This is a genomic window from Natronococcus roseus (assembly GCF_043677095.1).
GTDB lineage: Archaea > Halobacteriota > Halobacteria > Halobacteriales > Natrialbaceae > Natronococcus > Natronococcus roseus.
On the sequence record NZ_JBHLJR010000002.1, the window covers coordinates 627,069 to 639,963 of the forward strand.

Sequence of the window (12,895 nt, forward strand, 5' to 3'; positions counted from 1 at the left end):
CCGTCGGCCGATTCGACCGCGCCTCGAGTCGAACGGCGAGGACGCGAACCGGGGGGAGACGGCGGCCGATCGGCGTTACTCGTCTTCGTCGTCGTTCTCGTCCTCGTCCGGCTCGTCCTCGCCGTTCTCCTCCTCGTCCTCCTCGTCCTCGTCTTCTTCGGCCTCGTCGTTACCCTCGATCTCGATGTCGCCGATCATCGTCCCCTCGTGGGGTTCGCAGACGTACGTCGCCATCTCGTCGCTGGCTTCGAACTCGAGGAACTGGTCGTCGCCGCCCTCCTCAGTGATCTCGGTCTCGTAGTCGTCGACCACCTCGTCGTCCTCGTCGCGGATCTCGATGTTGTGCTGTTGGCCGTCGCCTTCCTCCCAGCCCATCTCGTACTCCTCGCCCTCTTGGAGGGTGAGCGTCGGGTTCTCCTCGTCGGCGATCTCCTCGGGTTCGATACCGATCCAGCCCGAGGTTTGGGCATCGAACTCGATCCGCGTGCCGGGTTCGATCGCTTCCCCGTTCTCGTCGTCTTCGGGCTCCTCCTCGTCGTTTGCCGGCTCCTCATCGTTCGCTGGATCCTCGTCGTCCGGCTCTTCCTCATCCGGTTCGTCGTTTCCGTTGTCGTTGCAGCCCGCGACAAACGCCGTCGCACCGACGGCACCGGCTATCTTGAGGATCTTGCGTCGAGTCGCTCGTGTGGTGTCCCTCATACCCCATACTATGAGTCGCAGGGAGGTTAAACCAAACACGCGATCAGAGAGAATTTATAAAATCCATTGGATAGTTCCGTTAGTCGATTGGGCGGTTTTTGAACAGAGAAACAGTTGCGTGATCTTTCGCTACCCGCCCTCGAGCAGGTCGTCAGCGCTGTCGGGAAGGGGATCCGCGACGACGCCGTCCTGACGTCCGAGAACGCGTGCGTGGGGAGCACAGACGGCCCTGTTTTCGTCCCACGGGATGTGGAGTTCGACACAGGCCGGGCGGTCGCAGCCGTCCTCCGAGCAGTCCATACGCTCGAGACGACGGCCAGCGACTCGGCGTTTACGGTCGGTCAGAACACGAACACGGCGACGAGGAAGCCGAGCAGGATCGACGCCGTCAGCAGGACCTGGGCGGCCGTCGACGCGAGGATCCCGACCGTCGCGTAGAACGCCGACCGAGTGCTGTGATCGACGTCGCCGCCGCGGACGAACTCGAGGACGAACACGGTGCCGAACAGGCCAACGAGCAGCCCGATCGGACCCGTCAGGAGCATGAGCGCGATCCCGACGACCGCGGCGGCACCCGTCGTCGTCCAGGACGCACCGCCAGCGCGGGCGGCGATCGATCCGGCGAAGAACTCGACAAACAGGGTGAGCGCGCCGAGGGAAAGCAGGACGAGCAGGGATATCGGTCCGGGTTCGGTAAACCCCGACCCCCACCAGTACAACAGGACACCCGAAACGGAGAGCAGGCCGCCGGGGACGAGCGGGACGACCGTGCCGGCGACGCCGCCGACGAGCAGGGCGATAGCGAGGGCGGCGATGACGTCGACCATAGGGAGGCGAAGACGCGGCGACGGCAAAGACGTACCGCCTCCGGAACGGTTAGGCACGGCGGGACGAACCGACCCGTATGGGACGAACGCGCGGAGCGATCGTGGTCGGCGCCTCCTCGGGAATCGGCGAGGCGCTCGCTCGAAACCTCGCCGCCGACGGCTACGAGGTCGGGCTGGCGGCCAGGCGAACGGAACGGCTCCGGGAGATCGGCGAGGAGTTACCGACCCGATCGTACGTCGCGACGATGGACGTCGCCGACGCCGAGACGGCCCGCGAGCGGTTCGACGCGCTCGTCGACGCGATGGCGTCGGTCGACCTCGTCGTCATCAGCGCCGGCACCGCCGACCTGAACCCCGACCTCGAGTGGGAGCCCGAGCGGAAGACGATCGACGTCAACGTTCGCGGATTCGCGGCGATCGCGACCGCGGCGATCTCACAGTTCGAGGAGCAGGAGATCGATGGCCACCTCGTCGGCATTTCGTCGGTCGCGGCCCACTTCGGCAACGGCGCCGTGCCGGCGTACAACGCCTCGAAGGCGTTCGTCACGACCTACCTCGAGGGGCTGCGGACGCGGGCGCGCGGAAGCGAGACGGACGTGACGGTGACGACCGTCGAACCGGGGTTCGTCGACACCGAGCTGGCCTACGGCTCGTTCTGGATGTGTTCGCCCGAGACCGCGGCCGAAGGGATCGCTCGAGCGATCCGCAAGGAGCGAAGCCACGTCTACGTCGCCCGTCGGTGGCGACTCGTCGCGTGGGCCTTCGATATCGTTCCGAACGCGATCCTGCGACGGGTGCTGTCGTAGCGCCGCGCGGTCGCGTCAGGAGTCCCGGAATCGCTCCCGGGCCTCGAGCGCCGCCTCGGTTCCGTAGCGGTCGACCAGCGGGCAGAACGCCTCGCCGAGGGCCCGCATACACTGCCCGGTAGAGTGGTAGTCGAGCCGATCGGCGACCGTCTCCAGGTCGCGGGCCTGCAGTACGCGGAGAACCAGCAGCCGCTCCTGTCGCGCCGTCAGTTCGACCGTCGACGGCCGCTCTATGAGGTAGCGAACGACGAGTTCGCGAAACGGGCCGGGATCGACATCGAACAGACCCGGTCCGTAGGCGGCGCCCGCGACGACGCGCCATTCGTGAGCGCTCAGCTCGAGCGACGGGGCGGCCTCGGCGGGAACGCTTCGCAGGACCGCCCGCGCGACGTCTGGCTCGAGGTCGGCGAGGGCGTCCGAACAGAGGGTGGCGAACCGTCGGGCGAAGCGCTCGGCGTGGCGGTCGCGCAACGCTTCGCCCGTCTCGCCCGTCGGCGAGAGCAACAGCGCCGAGTACTCCCCGCTGGCGTCGTTTCGCGTCGTCGAGACGTGGACCGTCGCGTAGCCGTTCGCCCGCCAGAACTCGAGGAGGCCGGACGTCGCGCCGAACCCGGTACCGAGCCAGTCCACCTCGCCCGCGTACTCCTCGCGAATCTCCGCGAGCAGCCGCGAACCCAGCCCCCGCGAGCGCGCTGCGTGGTGGGTCGCGATCCGCACGACCCGTACTCCGGCGGGCTCGCCCGCCCGCTCGTCCCGCAGCTGGCTCGTGAGCACGTCGGGGAGCATGTTCCCGCGGATGCGTCCGCCCTCGTACATCATCGCCCGCTGCTCGGCCGGAAGGTTCCCCTCGCGGGCCAGCAGGGCGACGCTGACGACGCGGCCGTCGTGGACCAGCGCGCGGGCCTCGAGGTTCGGCGCGTCGAGCAGGCGCGCGAGGTCGGTAGGCTCGGTGCGGTAGTGAGCGAGCACGAGCAGCCCGAACGCCTCCCGCAGCAATCCCTCGTCGGCCAGCAGCTCGTCGGGCTCGAGTCGCCGATAGCGGACGGTCTCCGGCGCGGCGTCCGCGACGAGTGACTCGACCGGGGGACGGGCGTCGAGCAGCAGGGCGCGAAACGCCCAGACTTCGACCGGGTCGCCGGCAGCGTACCGGATCGGTTCCGTCAGCGTGCGCTCGGTGACGGCGTGTTCGCTCTCGGCGAGGCGATCCCGGAACCGAACGGAGAACCCGCGACCCGCGCCCTCGTAGCCGTGGATCGTCGTCGCGAACGCGATCCGATCGGCCGCCAGCAGCGCCTCGAGAGTTGCGACCGGGAACGCGGCGGCTTCGTCGACGATGGCGACGTCGGCGGTCTCACAGTCCTCGAGCGCCGCGGTCGGCTCGAGGTAGCGAACGCGCCCGCCTGCCGCCGTCTCGAGCCGGCGCGATTCGGCCGTTTCGACTTCCTCGAGGGTCTCACAGAGCTCCCGGGCGCGATCGAACACCTCCCGTGCGTTCCGGACGTTCGGGGCGGTCACGAGCACGTCCTCGCCGTCGGCGGCGAACGCGCCCGCGGCCAGCCCTGCCGCACTCGATTTGCCCCGTCCGCGATCGGCCTCGAGCACGACCGCCGCCGGAGCGTCGAACAGCGATTCGAACGCGGTGACGGCCTCGACCTGATCGCTGGTCAGACAGGCGTCGTAGGTCGGTAGCGGGAAGCGGTGGTTCGCGGGCGGCTCCGGCTCCGTACTCGCGTCCAGCCTCGGTGCGGGATGGGTCAGTCCCTCGTCGACGATTCGCCTCGTTTCGAGGTCGGCGATGCCGATTCCTCGGTGCGCTCGAAGCGTGTCGACGAGGCGGCGCCTGAACCGAGCGGTGACGTCCGACAGCGAGAACGGCGGCACGGCCAGGGATTCGTCGAACGCGTCCCGGCGGTCGGGCCAGGACTCGAGCGACGGCGTCAGCAGGACGAGGAGCCCGCCGCCGTCGACCGTTCCGACGAGCTTCCCGAGGGCGTCGGGCTGAAGCTGGTCGTGGGCGTCGAGGACGACGACATCCCGCGTCGTGCCGAGCAAGTCGCCGGCGTGGGTCTGGGAGAGCTGTTCACAGCGGAGTCGATCCTCGGGTCCGACGAGCGTGGTTCGAGTGATCGCCACCGAGAGTCGGTCGAGGATCGCCTCGAGGCGTTCGTACCCGCGCTCCCGGTCGCCGGCCAGTACCAACAGCCGTCGCTCGTTCGTCCGCACCGCCTCCGCCCGAAGCGACCGGGCGAGGTCGACAAGGTCGTCGTCCGCGGCCATACCCTCGAATCGTCGCCTCGGGTGTAAGAGGTCACGGTCTGGCGGTCGCGCTCCGTATGGTCGATCGGCGCGGTTGGCTCCGGCCGGTCGACGCGTCTCGAGTTTCGATCCGAAACCGCCGCTACCGGCCGTGCGGACCGATCCCACTCGTCCGGTCGTTTGGACACGCTTTTAAGGGGGGCAACGCTACTGCGTAGTACACCCTACGCGGGGTTGATGATGCTCCTAGCTTCACAGGACTTCCGCCGACCGGACGTCGGCCCGGGACCCAGCCCGGATAGCAGGGGAGCGCGAGCCCGCGCGTAGGAGAGGTGAACAACCAATGTCAGTCTACGTAACCACAGACATCCCAGCCGACCTCGCAGAGGACGCCCTCGAGGCCCTCGAGGTCGCACGAGACACCGGACGCGTAAAGAAAGGAACCAACGAGACCACCAAAGCGATCGAGCGCGGCAATGCGGACCTCGTCTACGTCGCCGAGGACGTCTCCCCCGAGGAGATCGTCATGCACCTGCCCGAACTCGCCGAGGAGAAGGGCATCTCCGTCGTCTTCGTCGAGACCCAGGACGACGTCGGCCACGCCGCCGGCCTCGAGGTCGGGAGCGCCGCCGCGGCGATCGTCGACGCCGGCGAGGCGTCCGACGACGTCGAAGAGATCGCCAACAAGGTCGAGGACCTCGACTGAGGTGACCTGAGATGAGCGCTGAAGAGAACGAAAGCGGATCCACGCCCGCCGAGGTCATCGAGGTCGTCGGCAAGACCGGCATGCACGGCGAAGCCATGCAGGTCAAGTGCCGCATTCAGGAGGGCGAAAATCAGGGTCGAATCATCACCCGAAACTGCCTCGGGCCGGTCCGCGAAGGAGACGTACTCCAGCTTCGCGAGACCGCCCGCGAGGCGGACTCCATCGGAGGACAATAATGGTCGAGAAACGTACCTGTGACTACACGGGCGAGGATATCGAGCCCGGAACGGGCATCATGTACGTCCAGAACGACGGTACCGTGCTTCACTTCGCCAGCGCGAAGGCGGAGAAGAACTACAAGCTCGGTCGCGAGCCGCGTGACCTCGAGTGGACCGAGGCCGGCCGCGCCGGCAAGGGTCCCGCCGAGGCCGACACGCCCGCCGCCGACGAAGCAGACCAGGACGAAACCGTCGAGGCCGGCGAGGACGAGGATCTCGAGGCCGAGACCGACGTCGACGAGGACGACGAGGACGTCCCCGCGGGCGACGAAGCGGTCGACGAAACCGAGGATCTCGAGGAGAGTGAGGCCTGATGGGTGAGGCCGAACGCACCTTCGTGATGATCAAGCCCGACGCCTTCGCGCGCGGTCTGGTCGGCGAGGTCGTCTCCCGACTCGAGGACCGCGGGCTGAAGCTCGTCGGCATCAAGATCGAGAACATGCCCCGCGAGCGGGCCGAGGAACACTACGGCGAACACGAGGACAAGCCGTTCTACGACGACCTCGTCGAGTTCGTCACCTCCGGTCCGGTCGTCCCGATGGTCTGGGAGGGCCAGGACGCGACCCGACAGGTCCGCCAGATGATCGGCGAGACCGACCCGCTCGAGGCCGAGCCCGGAACGATCCGGGGCGACTACGCGCTCGACCTCGGTCGGAACGTCGTCCACGCGGCCGACCACGAGGACGAGGGCGCCAACGAGCGAGAGATCTCGCTGCACTTCGAGGACGACGAACTGATCGACTACGATCAGCACGACGCCGGCTGGCTCTACGAGTAGCGCTCCGTCGGCCGACTCGTTACCGACGTTCGCGACCGGGTTTTTCTGTTTAGCATTCTACATTAAATTAGACGAGTCGATAGCATACATAGACGGAACATCTAATGTATCGGCTGTAGTAGACGAGCACGGTGGTTTCGAATGGTAACTCACGGTAGGTGGTTCGTGAATGCGTAAGCGAGAACAGGGCTCGAGATCGATTGCGAGCGCGGAGCCCCCGTCTTTGGATCTGATCTTCGATCTTCTCTCGAACCGGCGACGACGGTACGTGCTGTACTGTCTCTTCGAGCGCGCCGACGGCGTCGCCGCTGTCGACGAGCTCGTCGACGCGGTGGTTCGACTCGAGACCGAAGCCGGCGACGTCGACCGGGAGTTCGACGAACACCGGAAAACCGTCCGAACGGAGCTTCGTCACTCCCATCTTCCCAAGCTCGCCGACACCAGTCTGCTCGAACACGACCGGCGCAGCGACACCGTCCGCTACTGGAATCAGCCCTCCCTCGAGGAGTGGCTCGAGCATGCCAAACACAAGGAGCTGTAGCTCGCCGGCCCCTTTCTCTGCGGTCAGTAGCGGTCGAATCCGGAGTCGTGGCGTTCGTCACCGACTCCTCTCCCTGTGAAGTGATAGCATTCCCATCCTCAAAGCTTAACAGGCGAGCTACCGATACGGATCATAGAGGTGTCCTTATGACTGATCACGAACTTCCGGAACTTCCGTACGACTACGACGCGCTCGAGCCGGCAATCTCCGAACAGGTCGTCACCTGGCATCACGACACGCACCACCAGGGGTACGTCGACGGCCTGAACAGCGCCGAGGAGACCCTCGAGGAGAACCGCGAGAGCGGCGACTTCGGCTCGTCCGGGGCCGCGATGGAGAACGTCACCCACAACGGCAGTGGACACTACCTCCACACGCTGTTCTGGGAGAACATGTCCCCCGACGGCGGCGGCGAACCCGAGGGCGACCTCGCCGACCGCATCGAGGAGGACTTCGGCTCCTACGAGGCCTGGAAGGGCGAGTTCGAGGCCGCCGCGAGCGGCGCCGGTGGCTGGGCACTGCTCGTCTACGACCCGGTCGCCAAGCAGCTCCGCAACCTGAAGGTCGACCGCCACGACCTCCACGCGCTGTGGGGCGCCCACCCCATCCTCGCGTGTGACGTCTGGGAACACTCGTACTACTACGACTACGGCCCGGACCGCGGCGAGTTCATCGACGGCTTCTTCGACGTCGTCAACTGGGAGAAGGCCACAGAAGAGTACGAGAAGTGCCTCGACCACTTCGAGTAAGCGACGACCTGGCAACCCACGTATTTTTATGGCCCTCGTTCGCTCAGCGACGGCAATAGCGTCGCGGATCGCGAGCCGACCGCGGACGAAGCGAGCCCGCTCGAGCCGTTGCCGATGTCGAGACCGGTGCGGTCTTGTGGCGCCGCGCCGATAGCAACGCCCATGCCAGTTCCGAAAGACGAGTTCGACGAGCTCCCGCCCTGTGACTTCTACACGCCCGCAGAGCTGTTCGAGGAGGATCAGATGTACACCGTCTACGAGATCGCGCGCCTGCTCCAGGGGCTCGAGCCCGACGCGGACATCGACCGCGAGACCGAGGACATCCTGCTCGACTGGGCGATCCCGTGGGTGATGACCAACGCCGACGAGCTCGTCGTCGCCGAGCCGCGCGACGAGGAGGAGCCCGGGTTCTACGGTCTGAAAGAGGAATGATCCTCCTCGTGGTCGGCAGCGACCGCGTCGACGCCGGCAAGACGACGTTCTCGACGGGCCTACTCGAGCGAACCGGTGCGGTCGGCGCCAAGCCCCGCGCGGGAAACGACTACTGGTTCGACCACGACGACTGCCGGCGCGCGCTCGCAGCGGGGCGGCTGTACGGCAAGGACGCCGCGCGGCTCGCGACCGCGGAGGCGCGAGGGCGCGAGCCGGAACGGCTCAACCCCGTCCACCGGCTGTGGCGTCCGAGCCCCGGTCCCGGTGCCGGGCTGCTCGGGCAGACCGACCGGGAGTTCGTCATCGACCGGATCGGCGCTCCGAGCGAGGCCGGCGAACCGACGTACGTCCGAAACGCCACCGTCGACGTCCCCGACGCCGTCGCTTCGGCGCTGCCCCTCGAGGAGGCGATCCCCGTCGAAACCGTCGACGAGCTCAACGACGTCACGGCCGACCGGTACGTCCCGGCCTTCGAGTCGCTGGCGACGGAACTCGAGGCGACTGACGTCGCGGTCGTCGAATCCTACGGCGACATCGCCCGGCCACTGAACGATCTCGACCCCGCGGCGATCGCCGCGGTCGCGGTCGTCGAGCCGGGGCGGGCCCGGATCTACCCCGGCGATCGGTACTGCCGGGCCTGCGAGGTCGCCAGCACGAGCCCGAAAGACGGCAGCCTCGAGAAGCGAGTGCCGACAGTTCTCGACTACCTCGACCCTCTCGAGCGGGTTCGGCTGCCGCCGCTTGGGAGTGAGGAACGCGAGGACCCGAAACGGGTCGCCGCAGCCTACGCCGACGCCTACGACGCGCTGCTCGAGGCCGCCGCCCAGGGTTAGGCCTGGCGAGCCATCTGCGCCGACAGTTCGACGTGATCGTAGGGGTTCGTCGTCACGCTCGGGCCGTGACCCGTATGGAGCTCCGCGAGCTCCGGCGAGATCCGGTCGAGGACGCGATCGATGCTCTCGATCAGCGTCTCCCGGTCGCCCTCCTCGAGGTCGGTGCGTCCGAAGCTGCCGTTCTGGAAGACGAGGTCGCCCGCGATGAGGACCCCCGCGTCGGCCGAGTAAAAACAGAGGTGGTCGTCCTTGTGGCCGGGGGTGTGGACGGCGACGTACTCGTGGTCGCCCAGCTGGACCGTCTCCCCGTCGGCGATCCCGTGATCGACCCCGTCGATCGACGGATCGTACCCCCAGGCCTCGACGTCGAACGCCGATTTGACCGCCTCGAGGTTCCCGACGTGGTCAGGGTGGGTGTGCGTGAGGACGACCGCGTCCAGCCCGTCGACCCGGGACTCGACGGCGTCGACGACGTCGAAGTTCGCGCCGGGATCGACGAGCACCGTTCGCTCGCCGGTGACGAGGTAGACGTTGCTGGTGAAAGCCTGGACGCCCTGCGCGAGGTTCGTGACCATACGGGGCCGTACAGGAGCGGGGGGCTTGTGCGTGTCGACCTCAGCATGGGTGCTCGAGCGGCGATCAGCGACCGAACGCGATATTCACAAGCATTTTTAGCTCCGGCACGTAGTAGGGGACGAATGACTCGGTCGGTCCCCGTCGGGGTCGGTATCCTCGTCATTACTGTCGTGCTCGCTGGCTTCACCCTCCCGATAGCGATGGCCGGCACCGTCGACGGCAGCCAGCAGTCGCTCGCGGACCGTGAGAGCGCGGTCCCGGCTCAACACGCCGTCGACGACTTCGACTCCCAGAACTTCGACAGCACGACGTTCGAGATCACCGTCCACGAAAACGGGAGCGCGACCTGGACGTTCCGCCACGAGCAGCGCCTCGGGGACGACGACGAGGAGGCGAACTTCGGCGCGTTCGCCGAGGAGTTCGAGGAGGACGAGACCGGGCTCTACGAGCGGTTCACCGATCAGGCCGAGGCGCTGACCGACACCGGCGAGGAGACGACCGACCGCGAGATGGAGGCGACCGCGTTCAACCGCTCGGCGTCGACCGAGTACCGACCCGGCGCGATGGGCGTCATCGAGATGTCGTTCGTCTGGGAGGGGTTCGCCGACGTCGAGGACGACCGCATCGTCGTCGGCGACGTGTTCCAGAACATGTACCTCGGCTCCGATCAGTCGCTCGTGGTCGAACCCGGCGACGACCTCGTGCTCACCGACGCCGATCCCGAGGGCGAGTACACCGCCACCACGATGGAGAACGCCAGTTCGATGACCTGGACCGGCGAGCAGGAGTTCCTCGACGGTCACCCCCGCGTCGTGCTCCAGGACGCCGACGACATCGGAAGCGACGGCACCGCGGGAACGACCGGCGGCTCGAGCGACGGAACCCTGCTCTCGTGGCCGGTGATGCTCGGCACCACCGCGGTCGTTCTCGGCGCCGTCGTCGCCGCCGCGTGGTACCGAACCAGGCGGAACGAAGCACCACCGGACGACTCCCCTGGTGAGATCGACGAGCCGACCGGCCCTCGAGCGGAGCCGTCGGGGGCCGGCGCGGCGGCCGCGGAGCCGGAGGAGCAGACCGAGCCGGGGTCGCTCACCGAGGAGGAACTCCTGACCGACGAGGATCGGGTGGTCAAACTCATCAGGGAGAACGGCGGTCGGATGAAACAGGTCAACATCGTCGAGGAAACCGGCTGGTCGAAGTCCAAGGTCAGTATGCTCCTCTCCGAGATGGAACGCGAGGGCGACATTAGCAAACTCCGTGTCGGTCGCGAGAACATCATCAGTCTCGAGGGGTTCGAGCCCGAGGCGGCGAAGTCGCCGTTCGACGAGTAAGGGTCGCAACCGCCACCGAACCCCGTGTCAGGGTTCGACAGAGGCGGATCGAAACGGAACGCTTAAACGGTACACGGCGTTACGAAAGAGTGCAGGCGAAAGCCGACGGACGCTCCGATAGTGTAGTCCGGCCAATCATATTGCCCTCTCACGGCAATGACCAGGGTTCGAATCCCTGTCGGAGCACTTCTACGCCAAACTGCTCGACGAGCACCGCAGGCCGTGTGCGAGGCATAGCCTGGGCCGTGACCTCGATTACGGGATTCGAAGGAGAAAAACGCGAGCCCAGCGAGCGCTTCGCGAGGTTCGAACCCCTGCCGGCACACCCCTCCCCATTTCGCAGTTTTCGACCGTCCACTACCCAGTGGCGCGTACCTGCGGTCCATACCTACTCGAGCTCGAGAGATCCGATCGGTCGCCGTGGACGAAAGGAAAACACCGGTGGCAATCCAGCTAGCAGTATGCACGATCGCATTCACGCTCGAGAACCTACCCACGATATCGAGCGCTGGTCGACCGGAACCATCGAGTCGATCGCCCAGCGGGACGGACACTGCGTGGTCACCGTCTCGCCCGAGGACGGAGAGTCGCTCGAGCTCGTCGTCACCCACGCGATTCGGGAGCTGGTTCTCAGTCGGTTGGATATCGACGACGGCGAATCGCCGGTCGGGGAGCGCGTCTGGTACCGAAAACACGGCGGCTGAGGCAGACGGATGTCCGGGGGGATACGATCCGTCGGTCGTGCTGCTGGAGACTCACTGGCAAGCGTATGGCTGGCTCAGTGATCGCCGATACCCGACGCTTGAAGCGACCATGGACCGACTGCGTGATACAATGTCGAACACTGACCGACAGTACGATCTCGTCCTGTGGGGTGCGACCGGATTCACCGGAACGCTCGTCGCCGAGTATCTCACCGGAACGTACACGCCGGACGAACTCTCGCTCGCCCTCGGTGGCCGAAACGAGGACCGGCTCCGAACGCTCGCGGACGACCTCGTGGCTGACGCCCAGAAGTGGGAGTCGCTCCCGATCGTCCTTGGCGATGCGACGGATCGAGAAGGTCTTCAGGAGATCGCCGACAGCACGCGCGTCGTCTGTACGACCGTCGGTCCGTACACGACGTACGGAACGCCGCTGGTCGAGGCGTGTGTCGAGGCCGGAACCGACTACTGCGATCTCACGGGCGAACTCAACTGGATCCGGGAGATGATCGATCGGTACCACGAGGACGCCGTCGAAGCGGGGAGCCGAATCGTCCACAGCTGCGGCGTGGACTCGATCCCCGCCGACATCGGGACGATGGCTGTGCAGTCGGCTTCGGTCGACGAGTTCGGGACGCCGTGTGACCTGGTTCGGCTCTACGTGGACGGGCGCGGCGGCGTCAGCGGCGGAACGGTAGCCAGCGCGGTCGCGATGTTCGACGCCGCGTCGACCGATCCGATCGCTCGGCAGGCCCTCCGGAACCCGTACTCACTCGCGCCACCCGGGGAGCGCACCGGCGTCGACTCGAGCGAGCAGCGGCGTCCAAAGTGGGACCCGCTGCGATCGGTGTGGACCGCACCGTCGCCGATGGCCGCCGTGAACGAGCGCGTGATCCGACGCACCAACGCACTTCTCGAGTATCCGTGGGGTCGTGAGTTTCGCTGTACCGAGGCCGTCCCGACCGGGAGCGGAATCCGAGGTGGGGCAGTCGCGACCCTCGTCGCCGGCGGGTTCGGGCTGGCGGCTGCCGGAATGACGATCGATCCGGTTCGAGCCGGGTTACAGCGGTTCGTGTTCCCCGACCCCGGAGAGGGACCGAGCAGGGAACAGATCGAGAGCGGCCACTTCGCTGTTCGGCTCTTCGGTCGCGGGACGGCCACCGACGGTCCGTTCGTCGTCGAGGGGACGATTCGCGCGGACGTCGACCCGGGGTACGGCGCGACCGCACGGATGCTCGGCGAGGCCGCGATGTGTCTCGTCCGTAACGAAACCGCAACGCCGCTCGAGGGGGGCGTACTGACGCCAGCATCTGGAATCGGCGAGTCGCTCGTCGATCGGCTTCGAGATGCCGGGCTAACCGTGAGCGTATCGGTGTGAT

17 protein-coding genes and 1 tRNA gene are annotated in these 12,895 nt (G+C 66.9%); 13 read left to right on the forward strand and 5 right to left on the reverse strand.

Annotated features, from left to right (window positions below; all coding sequences use genetic code 11):
• Positions 1-75 precede the first annotated feature (75 nt).
• From ACFEMD_RS07720 to ACFEMD_RS07730, 3 genes are all read right to left on the reverse strand, one after another.
• On the reverse strand, positions 76-699 hold the full coding sequence (locus ACFEMD_RS07720; RefSeq protein WP_394740451.1) for a twin-arginine translocation signal domain-containing protein: 624 nt from the start codon (positions 697-699) through the stop codon (positions 76-78).
• A 129-nt stretch (positions 700-828) separates the two neighbouring features.
• Positions 829-999, reverse strand: coding sequence for a hypothetical protein (locus ACFEMD_RS07725; RefSeq protein WP_394740452.1), 171 nt, complete (start codon positions 997-999; stop codon positions 829-831).
• 41 nt (positions 1,000-1,040) lie between these two features.
• Positions 1,041-1,526: a DUF456 domain-containing protein gene (locus ACFEMD_RS07730; protein ID WP_005557927.1), complete on the reverse strand. Its 486-nt coding sequence runs from the start codon at positions 1,524-1,526 to the stop codon at positions 1,041-1,043.
• Between the two features lie 77 nt (positions 1,527-1,603).
• On the opposite strand from ACFEMD_RS07730, the gene ACFEMD_RS07735 reads away from it, so the two are divergent.
• Positions 1,604-2,332 carry an SDR family NAD(P)-dependent oxidoreductase gene (locus ACFEMD_RS07735; RefSeq protein WP_394740453.1) on the forward strand — a complete coding sequence of 243 codons (729 nt, stop codon included), beginning with the start codon at positions 1,604-1,606 and terminating at the stop codon, positions 2,330-2,332.
• 15 nt (positions 2,333-2,347) lie between these two features.
• On the opposite strand, the gene tmcA is transcribed toward ACFEMD_RS07735, so the two are convergent.
• On the reverse strand, positions 2,348-4,609 hold the full coding sequence (gene tmcA / locus ACFEMD_RS07740) for a tRNA(Met) cytidine acetyltransferase TmcA (protein ID WP_394740454.1): 2,262 nt from the start codon (positions 4,607-4,609) through the stop codon (positions 2,348-2,350).
• Between the two features lie 322 nt (positions 4,610-4,931).
• On the opposite strand from tmcA, the gene rpl7ae reads away from it, so the two are divergent.
• The 8 genes from rpl7ae to ACFEMD_RS07780 all read left to right on the forward strand — a co-directional run bounded on the left by rpl7ae (position 4,932) and on the right by ACFEMD_RS07780 (position 8,905).
• Positions 4,932-5,294 (forward strand): 50S ribosomal protein L7Ae, encoded by a 363-nt coding sequence (rpl7ae, locus tag ACFEMD_RS07745; protein WP_278302577.1) that lies wholly within the window; start codon positions 4,932-4,934, stop codon positions 5,292-5,294.
• A gap of 11 nt (positions 5,295-5,305) precedes the next feature.
• Positions 5,306-5,530, forward strand: coding sequence for a 30S ribosomal protein S28e (locus ACFEMD_RS07750; RefSeq protein WP_005557920.1), 225 nt, complete (start codon positions 5,306-5,308; stop codon positions 5,528-5,530).
• Positions 5,530-5,886 (forward strand): 50S ribosomal protein L24e, encoded by a 357-nt coding sequence (locus ACFEMD_RS07755; RefSeq protein WP_394740456.1) that lies wholly within the window; start codon positions 5,530-5,532, stop codon positions 5,884-5,886. Before ACFEMD_RS07750 ends, ACFEMD_RS07755 begins: the two co-directional genes overlap by 1 nt.
• Entirely contained in the window at positions 5,886-6,350 is a 465-nt protein-coding gene (ndk, locus tag ACFEMD_RS07760; protein ID WP_394740458.1) for a nucleoside-diphosphate kinase, read from the forward strand. Before ACFEMD_RS07755 ends, ndk begins: the two co-directional genes overlap by 1 nt.
• A gap of 169 nt (positions 6,351-6,519) precedes the next feature.
• Positions 6,520-6,891 carry a DUF7344 domain-containing protein gene (locus ACFEMD_RS07765; RefSeq protein ID WP_049892129.1) on the forward strand — a complete coding sequence of 124 codons (372 nt, stop codon included), beginning with the start codon at positions 6,520-6,522 and terminating at the stop codon, positions 6,889-6,891.
• Between the two features lie 146 nt (positions 6,892-7,037).
• A complete protein-coding gene (sod, locus tag ACFEMD_RS07770) occupies positions 7,038-7,640 on the forward strand; it encodes a superoxide dismutase (protein ID WP_394740459.1) in 603 nt (200 codons plus the stop codon).
• 162 nt (positions 7,641-7,802) lie between these two features.
• The gene (locus tag ACFEMD_RS07775; protein WP_394740461.1) at positions 7,803-8,072 is read left to right on the forward strand and encodes a DUF5827 family protein; all 270 of its coding nucleotides are present in this window, start codon (positions 7,803-7,805) and stop codon (positions 8,070-8,072) included.
• Positions 8,069-8,905 carry an ATPase gene (locus tag ACFEMD_RS07780; RefSeq protein WP_394740462.1) on the forward strand — a complete coding sequence of 279 codons (837 nt, stop codon included), beginning with the start codon at positions 8,069-8,071 and terminating at the stop codon, positions 8,903-8,905. Before ACFEMD_RS07775 ends, ACFEMD_RS07780 begins: the two co-directional genes overlap by 4 nt.
• Here the strand turns inward: ACFEMD_RS07780 and ACFEMD_RS07785 are convergent.
• On the reverse strand, positions 8,902-9,480 hold the full coding sequence (locus ACFEMD_RS07785; protein ID WP_394740464.1) for an MBL fold metallo-hydrolase: 579 nt from the start codon (positions 9,478-9,480) through the stop codon (positions 8,902-8,904). The genes ACFEMD_RS07780 and ACFEMD_RS07785 overlap by 4 nt on opposite strands.
• A 123-nt stretch (positions 9,481-9,603) precedes the next feature.
• Between ACFEMD_RS07785 and ACFEMD_RS07790 the strand changes: the two genes are divergently transcribed.
• The 4 genes from ACFEMD_RS07790 to ACFEMD_RS07805 all read left to right on the forward strand — a co-directional run bounded on the left by ACFEMD_RS07790 (position 9,604) and on the right by ACFEMD_RS07805 (position 12,894).
• Positions 9,604-10,812 carry a helix-turn-helix transcriptional regulator gene (locus ACFEMD_RS07790; protein ID WP_394740465.1) on the forward strand — a complete coding sequence of 403 codons (1,209 nt, stop codon included), beginning with the start codon at positions 9,604-9,606 and terminating at the stop codon, positions 10,810-10,812.
• 111 nt (positions 10,813-10,923) lie between these two features.
• Positions 10,924-10,998: transfer RNA gene (locus ACFEMD_RS07795), tRNA-Glu, on the forward strand.
• Positions 10,999-11,273: 275 nt separating this feature from the next.
• Positions 11,274-11,516, forward strand: a complete 243-nt coding sequence (locus tag ACFEMD_RS07800; protein ID WP_394740467.1) for a DUF7861 family protein — start codon at positions 11,274-11,276, stop codon at positions 11,514-11,516.
• Between the two features lie 130 nt (positions 11,517-11,646).
• The gene (locus ACFEMD_RS07805) at positions 11,647-12,894 is read left to right on the forward strand and encodes a saccharopine dehydrogenase family protein (RefSeq protein ID WP_394740469.1); all 1,248 of its coding nucleotides are present in this window, start codon (positions 11,647-11,649) and stop codon (positions 12,892-12,894) included.
• Position 12,895 lies beyond the last annotated feature (1 nt).

What these genes read in the sequence shown, in the direction of transcription:
- rpl7ae (WP_278302577.1), top strand. Translation starts at nt 4,932, where the DNA reads ATGTCAGTCTACGTAACCACAGACATCCCAGCCGACCTCGCAGAGGAC.
- ACFEMD_RS07805 (WP_394740469.1), top strand. Translation starts at nt 11,647, where the DNA reads ATGTCGAACACTGACCGACAGTACGATCTCGTCCTGTGGGGTGCGACC.
- ACFEMD_RS07790 (WP_394740465.1), top strand. Translation starts at nt 9,604, where the DNA reads ATGACTCGGTCGGTCCCCGTCGGGGTCGGTATCCTCGTCATTACTGTC.
- ACFEMD_RS07785 (WP_394740464.1), bottom strand. Translation starts at nt 9,480, where the DNA reads ATGGTCACGAACCTCGCGCAGGGCGTCCAGGCTTTCACCAGCAACGTC.
- ACFEMD_RS07755 (WP_394740456.1), top strand. Translation starts at nt 5,530, where the DNA reads ATGGTCGAGAAACGTACCTGTGACTACACGGGCGAGGATATCGAGCCC.
- ACFEMD_RS07730 (WP_005557927.1), bottom strand. Translation starts at nt 1,526, where the DNA reads ATGGTCGACGTCATCGCCGCCCTCGCTATCGCCCTGCTCGTCGGCGGC.
- ACFEMD_RS07775 (WP_394740461.1), top strand. Translation starts at nt 7,803, where the DNA reads ATGCCAGTTCCGAAAGACGAGTTCGACGAGCTCCCGCCCTGTGACTTC.
- ACFEMD_RS07765 (WP_049892129.1), top strand. Translation starts at nt 6,520, where the DNA reads ATGCGTAAGCGAGAACAGGGCTCGAGATCGATTGCGAGCGCGGAGCCC.
- ndk (WP_394740458.1), top strand. Translation starts at nt 5,886, where the DNA reads ATGGGTGAGGCCGAACGCACCTTCGTGATGATCAAGCCCGACGCCTTC.
- tmcA (WP_394740454.1), bottom strand. Translation starts at nt 4,609, where the DNA reads ATGGCCGCGGACGACGACCTTGTCGACCTCGCCCGGTCGCTTCGGGCG.
- ACFEMD_RS07735 (WP_394740453.1), top strand. Translation starts at nt 1,604, where the DNA reads ATGGGACGAACGCGCGGAGCGATCGTGGTCGGCGCCTCCTCGGGAATC.
- sod (WP_394740459.1), top strand. Translation starts at nt 7,038, where the DNA reads ATGACTGATCACGAACTTCCGGAACTTCCGTACGACTACGACGCGCTC.
- ACFEMD_RS07750 (WP_005557920.1), top strand. Translation starts at nt 5,306, where the DNA reads ATGAGCGCTGAAGAGAACGAAAGCGGATCCACGCCCGCCGAGGTCATC.
- ACFEMD_RS07720 (WP_394740451.1), bottom strand. Translation starts at nt 699, where the DNA reads ATGAGGGACACCACACGAGCGACTCGACGCAAGATCCTCAAGATAGCC.
- ACFEMD_RS07800 (WP_394740467.1), top strand. Translation starts at nt 11,274, where the DNA reads ATGCACGATCGCATTCACGCTCGAGAACCTACCCACGATATCGAGCGC.
- ACFEMD_RS07780 (WP_394740462.1), top strand. Translation starts at nt 8,069, where the DNA reads ATGATCCTCCTCGTGGTCGGCAGCGACCGCGTCGACGCCGGCAAGACG.
- ACFEMD_RS07725 (WP_394740452.1), bottom strand. Translation starts at nt 999, where the DNA reads ATGGACTGCTCGGAGGACGGCTGCGACCGCCCGGCCTGTGTCGAACTC.